Source organism: Candidatus Poribacteria bacterium, from assembly GCA_021295755.1.
GTDB lineage: Bacteria > Poribacteria > WGA-4E > WGA-4E > PCPOR2b > PCPOR2b.
On sequence record JAGWBT010000209.1, the window covers coordinates 1 to 6,968 of the forward strand.

Consider the following 6,968-nt stretch of genomic DNA (forward strand, 5'->3'; position numbering starts at 1 on the left):
TTATTAATAATCCCACCGAGCTAGTTCCATCCAAGCGGTAAGTTCGCGCTGCGTCGGTGTGAAGCGTTCTCGAATCTCCGGCGGAAAATAGAAGTGATGGCAATTTCCGCGCTCACGGGTCATCACATTGTAATGTGCGTGGACGTAGTTGTAGTAAAGGTTCGATCGAACGGGCTGTGTGGTTTTAGGCAAGCCATCGTGGATGACGGTTTCGGAAAACATCAGGACATCGCCCGCCTTTCCAGTGACTGCGATAGCGCCGGGCATTTCCAAGCCTTTGTAGTCCCGCCAAGTCAGGTCGAAGTTACTTTTGTGGGAGCCAGGCAACGCGACGATGCAGCCATCCTCCGCGCCATTATCTGTGAGAAAGAACACAACGTTGAACATACGGCTTCGGATAAGACCATTGCTGTACGAATAGTCTGTCGTAGGAACACCACGATGCCAGCCACCCTGTTCCGCACCGCAAAATTTGGAGATGGACCAAGTGTTGATGAGCTGCGGTTCCCCCACAAATTCATACAGATAGGGCAGGATGCGCGAATGGTCAATCAGTCCATCGAAGATACTGTGTAATCGAGGTAAACCGTTGAGCCGAATCTGGTGGATTCGTCTAGTTTCGCGGGTAGGGCGCCCAGGTCCGACAGTTTCCATCCATTTGTCTTCGTAGGTCCGGTTTTCAAGGGTGCTCAAGGTTTCCAAGTACCCCGCACATTCCTCAGCAGAGAGGACATTTCGGAGAATCAAGAAGCCATTGAGATCGAAGAGGAAGCGTTCCTCAATGCTAATCCGTGTGTTTTGGCATTCTGACATTTTTCTGCCCTTGCAATTGATTGTATTTCTACGGAGACGGTGAATCACGATATTATACTTCATTAGATGACTTCTGTGAATATCTCCGCTTTGACCCATTCGGCTAGGGCTACTGCTTGCTCCGCCTGTTTTTTTGCGAAACTACCTCAAACTCTTCAGGATAGCGCATATCCACCCCGTATGGCGTCAATACATCGGCCCTTTCCAATCGTTCGGCCAAAGTGGCATCTCGACGCGCTACTAACTGCCGCAATCGTCCAATATCGTGGGTCTTAGGAAATTCAATTTGATGGCGCACCAGAAACGCCTTGATATATTTCTCAACAGCTTGCTGGGCGTGGAATCCACTGACGAAATAATCGTCCAATTCACCTGCACAAAGGAGTCTTGCCGCCTGAAGATCCAGATCAGCTTTTTTTAACCACTGTTGTACAAAATCCACTACCACTTGTTCAGGATGCCTCATGCAAAACCACCCCGTATTTATATGCCGGAAAGGCTAAACCCCCGATGATCTCTTTAGTTTCCTCAAACTCCATCTCCCCTATGACCCACACATCCACCTCGTATGGCACGTCCGTTAAAGACGTACGCAATCGCTGCCTCTCATCGTGCTTGACTACCGGATCGGCTGCCACCACTAACAAATCGAAATCACTGTCGGGGCGTTCCTGCCCCTGCGCCCGTGAGCCATACAGGATGATTTGCCGTATCGGTTGATTCATTCCAGCAAGAATCCGGTCCTTCAGAAGCAATGCAACTTGGTGTTCCTGTTCGGCGGTCATAGTCTTCTCCTCAGCAGAGGGATTTACTGAAGGGTATGAGTCCTATTTGGTTTAAGTGCCCCCACCTTAATACTCGCAACCTCCGCCTTTCCAATTTTCGCGTAAGGCGACTTGCTAAACACCTGAACTTCCTCCAATCCTGCCCGACGGATTGAATCTAGGTATTGATCTTCAGGCAATGCTCCAGAAATACAATCTGCCCAATTGCTAATCGTCGATCTCAACCACTTGGGCAGATGGTTCGCAACGATATCCGATACCAATAGCTTCCCACCCGGCTTGAGAACGCGATACGCTTCCCTAAAAACTATATCTTTGTCCGGCGCAAGGTTAATCACGCAGTTCGAGATAACCCAATCAACGCTTTCATCCTCAACCGGCATTGACTCAATTTCGCCTAAACGGAACTCAACATTTTTTGCGCCCGCTTCCTCCGCATTCTTTCGTGCCTTTTCGATCATCTCCGGTGTCATATCAACGCCAATCGCTCGCCCACTTTCGCCGACGAGTGATGCCGCAAGCAACACATCAATGCCCGCCCCTGAACCAAGGTCGAGTACGACATCGCCCTCACAAATATCGGCGTACATCAGCGGATTGCCACAACCAAAAGAATTTTCAACAGCATCGGCAGGGATACTGCAAAGCTGCGCGTCGGTATATCCGTTTTGATTCACGCACTTTCCTTCGAGGGCTGCTTCAACATTGATTTCTGTATCGCAGCAGTTAAAAGATGAACAACAAGATTCATCGCTTTTTACCAAATCCGCGTAATGTTCACGGACAGCTGTTTTAATCTGCTCTGCATTGTGGGTTGTCATATTCTATCTCTTTTTATTAAATTCGGTTCTATTGACATTTGTGTGGGATATATCCCTAATTCGCCAATAAACACTCAATCTTCTGTTTTCTCTCACGCATCAGGTTTCACGTATTACCCATTAGACATTAGCCTCAATTCCACGAGGAATGTGGGGAATTTTCCCATGTCCTAGTAAACAATTCACGCTCATAATGGTCAATGCGGCAGATTCACGCAGAAATCCAACAGCTCAATCAACAGGGAGCGCATTTCGCTGCGTTGAACAATCCGGTCGATCATCCCATGTTCTAACAAGAACTCTGCCTTTTGGAAATTCTCGGGGAGTTGCTGTTTAATGCTTGCAGTAGCGAGGGGACCAGCGAAGCCGATTCGGGCACCCGGTTCTGCGAGAATGATATGCGCCAACGAGGCATAACTCGCAGTGGATCCGCCAAAGGTTGGGTCTGCCATCACAGAGATATAGGGGAGTCCTGCTTCTGCGTGTTTCACACAAACCGCTGAAGTCTTCGCCATCTGCATCAACGATAGCGTGCCTTCTTGCATTCGCATCCCGCCGCTCCGCGAGACAATGATTAACGGCAATCGGTTCTGCGTGGCATATTCAATATTGCGAGTAACCTTTTCTCCCACAACCGCTCCCATCGTACCGCCTCTAACCCCAAAATCGCTGATCGTAATTGCAACAGCCAGTCCACCGATTTTTGCTTCGCCTGTAAGAATCTCCGACTTAAGTCCTGTTTTTGCGTAATCTCGTGCAAGCTGCTCTTCGTAGTCTGGAAAATCTAAAGGGTTAGTCGAATATAGACCTGCGTCATGTTCATCAAAACTGCCCGCATCAACCAGTAATTCGAGCCGTTCATAGGCGGTCATCGGGTAGTGATAACCGCATTCTGAACAAACCTTATGTGCATCTAAAAATGCTTTCTCAGAAATTTCTGCGCTGCAACTTTGACAGGTTATTGCCGCTGAAGTCGCCATGTCTGTACGCTCCATCTTTGCGTAGGGAATGGTTTCATGGAGTTGCTGATTGGTACGCACATGATACCCTTGGTGGTAATGTTTGTCAAGCCCAAATACAGAATTCAATTCATGTGAATAGCAGCTGTTATCGCATCGTGTCCTACTCACAATAGAAGAAAATTCATCCTTGAAGAACACAGCCATTTGTGATATTATTTTGCGGTTTTGACACCTTGAAATGAGAAGAACCGGATTTCGTTGTTGCAAAATTACAACAATCGGGTATCAAAAACAACTCAACTGAGCCAGAGTAACAGTGTCTGAAGTTCTTCAAATTCCCTAGATGTTCAAAGGTGAATTAAAACCCGGATGATAGTGAAATGTGCGATAGTACGGTTATTTTGTAGGTATGTTTTACGCTGTCTAACATTGACTGACTTGCTCCTTTCTAAAGCTGGCATAAAGTTTGCCATGGAATCCTGACGTAATGGTTTCTGATTGCAGAAAAACTCATAATCAGTATCAGCACTCCGAAAGCACTCTCGTTGAATTGAGAAACTTTGGCAATGACTGATAATTGGAAGGAGAACAGCTCATGTTTATGCAAATACACCGATTTATCATCGCATTTCTTTTTGTAATAACCCCATTGTGTTTGATTTTAGGTTGTGGCTCTGACGATGAGCCACCGGCGACACCAAGAGGCGTGAGAAGCATCACCGGTGACGGTCAAGTGATAGTTGAATGGTTCCCGAATGGCGAAGCCGATCTCGCCGGGTATAGTATCTGGCGTGACGATGATAACGATGAAGAATTTGACCTGCTTGCGGAGGTTTCATCGGATTCCTCCGACGCCGATGTGGATAGGTTGAGCTTTGTGGATAAGGAGGTAATCAATGGACGCAGCTACTCCTATGCTATCTCTGCTGTTGATTATGATAACAACGAAAGCGACTTGAGTCCAGAACAGGTCTTTGATACGCCGCGTCCATCAGGAAATAACATAACCCTGAATGACTTTAGTCTAACTCCTAACCGAAGCGGATTTGACTTCTCGCAGCCCGCAAGGGGAGCTATTAATTGGGATTCACCTGTTGCCGACATCTATTTTGGGTTTGATCCGGAGTCCAATATTCGGCGCCTCTATTCGGATAACTTTACAGAAATGCAGGACATGGGCTACCACGAATACTTTGACGAAGTAGATGTTTCGCCCGTTCGAGGCTTCGTAACTGACTTTATCGAACTTATTGGGGGGCATGTGTATGCGCTATTGACTCCTGACGGAAACTACGCTAAAATTCATGTCATCGTTGTTTCCGATACGGCAATCACTTTTGATTGGGCGTACCAAATAGATCCGGGTAACCCACAGCTTGCCCCTGCCGCCCATGGAACCAATCAATTAAGTAGATAGGGAATCGCACGAAAATGAAAAAGTCTCTTTTTATCCTTATTACCTTTGTCAGTTTCGCGACAGGTTGGAATACTATATTGGCTGAATCAACTGCCAATGAGACACCTACGGTTCCAGCAGCGAGACAAATGGACGCCGATACCAAAGATTCGTCAATCCCCCTAACTCTGGAGGGAAGCGTCATCGCCCGCGATCCGAATCGCCAAGCGGATTCGCCAGATTATCCTCTATTCCGATCGCACGCGTCAAAGTATTATCCCCCGAAAATCGCTCGAACAGCGATACTGCTGTCCGCGACGTTGCCCGGCTTAGGACAGACCTATTCCGGGCGTCCTGTGAGGGGCTTAGCCTTTCTCACTGCCGGGCTTGGATTGATAGCGGCAGCGGGATTCAATATAGACCGTGCAGTCCATTACGATGATCTTTCAAATCGTTTCAACACAGGATTTTACGATCCACATGATGATAATTTTCTGACAGCGGATCAAATGCGCGTTAAGGCACGAGGTCATGCCCAATTTGGTGTGCTCTTTCTAGCTAGCGGAATTGGTGTCTACATCTGGAATATTTTTGATGCAGCCAAAACAGTAAATGAGTATAATGAACGAAGATTTCCAGTTCAGGCGCAACAAAATGTGCGAGACAAGACTTTTTTTATTAGAAGTGGCGGTAATTTGTCTCGTGGAGAAACCTATCTAACAGTCAACCGTCGCTTTTAGCGGGTGTATAAAAATGGTTAGGTGATCCCCCCTCGGAGAGGGATCCACCCGATAATCTACGATCCTTTGATGTGAAACCATCCATTTGTTGCGCATCTCAGACCCCAAATGAACCTCCTAAAGGTTTCATTAGGCAAGGAAATCTGCCCCGTGCGAATCATCCAAATTCTGTTTGTTAGTTGTTTCATCTTTCTGACCTTTTCTCTAGCTATTTCAGCAACCTATTCGTTGCTTGACATCAAGAATCTCGATCAGCCTCCTATTCAGATCGGCGAGGTACTGACCTACAGCGTCAAAATTAAAGGATTGCCTGCTGGGACACAGGTTACAAAAGTTGTTGAAAAAACGACGCTGGCGGACCGGCACGTCTATCGTTTCAGATCGGAAAGGCAGACCGGAAGTCTTCTTGGAAAGTTGTACCATTTCTACGACCAAACAGAAAGTTACGTCACAACCGATCAGCTATACCCACTAAAATATGTTAGGAATTTAGAGGATCAGAAATATCGAGCACGCGTTGAAATTGATTTTGATCATAGCGAGGGAACGGCTCAACACACTAAAAACTCAGCTAACAAGGCTTTGGACATCCCAATCGGCACACAGGATGATCTGTCGATGATTTACTTTCTGCGTTCAAAGGAGTTACAGATCGGTCACACCTACGCATTTCCGGTGATAGTCAAGGATAAGTGTGAGCATGTGACCCTTGAAATCCTCCGGCGCGAAGTGATAAAAACCAAGGCATTGGGTCGTGTGGAAACATTGGTGCTACGCACCTCGCACGACTATCTGATGTGGCTCACGAACGATGAGCGCCGTATTCCCGTTAAAATCGAAGCCAAGACCCCGCGTATCGGTAAGCTAGTTGGTGTATTGGAGAAAGTTGATTTTTTGGATTAGAGAAGGAACGTGATCGCTTGTTGAAACCCTGACCGCTCAGTTTTCAGGGGTTGAGTGTGCCCAAACCTCGTTAAACCAACAAATAGATCGTTCCAAACCTTGGTTACGTGGTCTGCATGGCGCATCCACTGCTTATCTGCTCAGTGCATTGGCAGCCGATTTCGCCGACAAATCCTTTCTCATTGTCGTGCCCACGCAGCACGAAGCTGAGAAAATCATCCAGGATCTACCCGCCTATCATTTTGAAGAACCTCATCTCTTTCCGCAATGGCAGAACTTCCTTTATGATGGTATTGCCCCAACAAAAAATGTTGTTGCAGAACGGCTAATCTGCTTGTATCAACTGTTGAAGGGAGACCGCACGTTCATTGTTACATCGATCCAAGCATTGATGCATAAGATCCTGCCCCAATCGGTTGTAGAATCCGCATTCCTGACCCTCCGCATCGGTGATGAGATTGCTCCCGACAAAGTGGTTGAACAACTGCTGCACAACGGTTACCTGCGTGTAGATCTCGTAGAAGTCAAGGGCGAGTTAGCTCGTCGTG

The 6,968-nt window shown here is 47.1% G+C and carries 9 protein-coding genes; 4 read left to right on the top strand and 5 right to left on the bottom strand.

Going from position 1 to position 6,968, the window contains the following annotated elements:
• Positions 1-3: 3 nt before the first annotated feature.
• The 5 genes from J4G02_21830 to J4G02_21850 all read right to left on the bottom strand — a co-directional run bounded on the left by J4G02_21830 (position 4) and on the right by J4G02_21850 (position 3,399).
• Positions 4-813, bottom strand: coding sequence for a phytanoyl-CoA dioxygenase family protein (locus J4G02_21830; protein MCE2397155.1), 810 nt, complete (start codon positions 811-813; stop codon positions 4-6).
• A gap of 109 nt (positions 814-922) precedes the next feature.
• Positions 923-1,279, bottom strand: a complete 357-nt coding sequence (locus J4G02_21835; protein MCE2397156.1) for a HEPN domain-containing protein — start codon at positions 1,277-1,279, stop codon at positions 923-925.
• On the bottom strand, positions 1,266-1,598 hold the full coding sequence (locus J4G02_21840; protein ID MCE2397157.1) for a nucleotidyltransferase domain-containing protein: 333 nt from the start codon (positions 1,596-1,598) through the stop codon (positions 1,266-1,268). Before J4G02_21840 ends, J4G02_21835 begins: the two co-directional genes overlap by 14 nt.
• 23 nt (positions 1,599-1,621) lie before the next feature.
• Positions 1,622-2,419 (bottom strand): arsenite methyltransferase, encoded by a 798-nt coding sequence (gene arsM, locus J4G02_21845; GenBank protein ID MCE2397158.1) that lies wholly within the window; start codon positions 2,417-2,419, stop codon positions 1,622-1,624.
• Between the two features lie 197 nt (positions 2,420-2,616).
• A complete protein-coding gene (locus J4G02_21850; protein ID MCE2397159.1) occupies positions 2,617-3,399 on the bottom strand; it encodes an acetyl-CoA carboxylase carboxyl transferase subunit beta in 783 nt (260 codons plus the stop codon).
• A 577-nt stretch (positions 3,400-3,976) separates the two neighbouring features.
• On the opposite strand from J4G02_21850, the gene J4G02_21855 reads away from it, so the two are divergent.
• From J4G02_21855 to J4G02_21870, 4 genes are all read left to right on the top strand, one after another.
• Positions 3,977-4,798 carry a hypothetical protein gene (locus tag J4G02_21855; GenBank protein ID MCE2397160.1) on the top strand — a complete coding sequence of 274 codons (822 nt, stop codon included), beginning with the start codon at positions 3,977-3,979 and terminating at the stop codon, positions 4,796-4,798.
• A 14-nt stretch (positions 4,799-4,812) separates the two neighbouring features.
• The gene (locus tag J4G02_21860; GenBank protein MCE2397161.1) at positions 4,813-5,517 is read left to right on the top strand and encodes a hypothetical protein; all 705 of its coding nucleotides are present in this window, start codon (positions 4,813-4,815) and stop codon (positions 5,515-5,517) included.
• A 150-nt stretch (positions 5,518-5,667) separates the two neighbouring features.
• On the top strand, positions 5,668-6,420 hold the full coding sequence (locus J4G02_21865) for a DUF3108 domain-containing protein (GenBank protein MCE2397162.1): 753 nt from the start codon (positions 5,668-5,670) through the stop codon (positions 6,418-6,420).
• 148 nt (positions 6,421-6,568) lie between these two features.
• Positions 6,569-6,968, top strand: a 400-nt coding sequence (locus J4G02_21870) for a hypothetical protein (protein MCE2397163.1), incomplete at its 3' end; no start/stop codon positions are given.

What these genes read in the sequence shown, in the direction of transcription:
- J4G02_21840 (MCE2397157.1), bottom strand. Translation starts at nt 1,598, where the DNA reads ATGACCGCCGAACAGGAACACCAAGTTGCATTGCTTCTGAAGGACCGG.
- J4G02_21835 (MCE2397156.1), bottom strand. Translation starts at nt 1,279, where the DNA reads ATGAGGCATCCTGAACAAGTGGTAGTGGATTTTGTACAACAGTGGTTA.
- J4G02_21855 (MCE2397160.1), top strand. Translation starts at nt 3,977, where the DNA reads ATGTTTATGCAAATACACCGATTTATCATCGCATTTCTTTTTGTAATA.
- J4G02_21850 (MCE2397159.1), bottom strand. Translation starts at nt 3,399, where the DNA reads ATGGCGACTTCAGCGGCAATAACCTGTCAAAGTTGCAGCGCAGAAATT.
- J4G02_21860 (MCE2397161.1), top strand. Translation starts at nt 4,813, where the DNA reads ATGAAAAAGTCTCTTTTTATCCTTATTACCTTTGTCAGTTTCGCGACA.
- J4G02_21830 (MCE2397155.1), bottom strand. Translation starts at nt 813, where the DNA reads ATGTCAGAATGCCAAAACACACGGATTAGCATTGAGGAACGCTTCCTC.
- arsM (MCE2397158.1), bottom strand. Translation starts at nt 2,419, where the DNA reads ATGACAACCCACAATGCAGAGCAGATTAAAACAGCTGTCCGTGAACAT.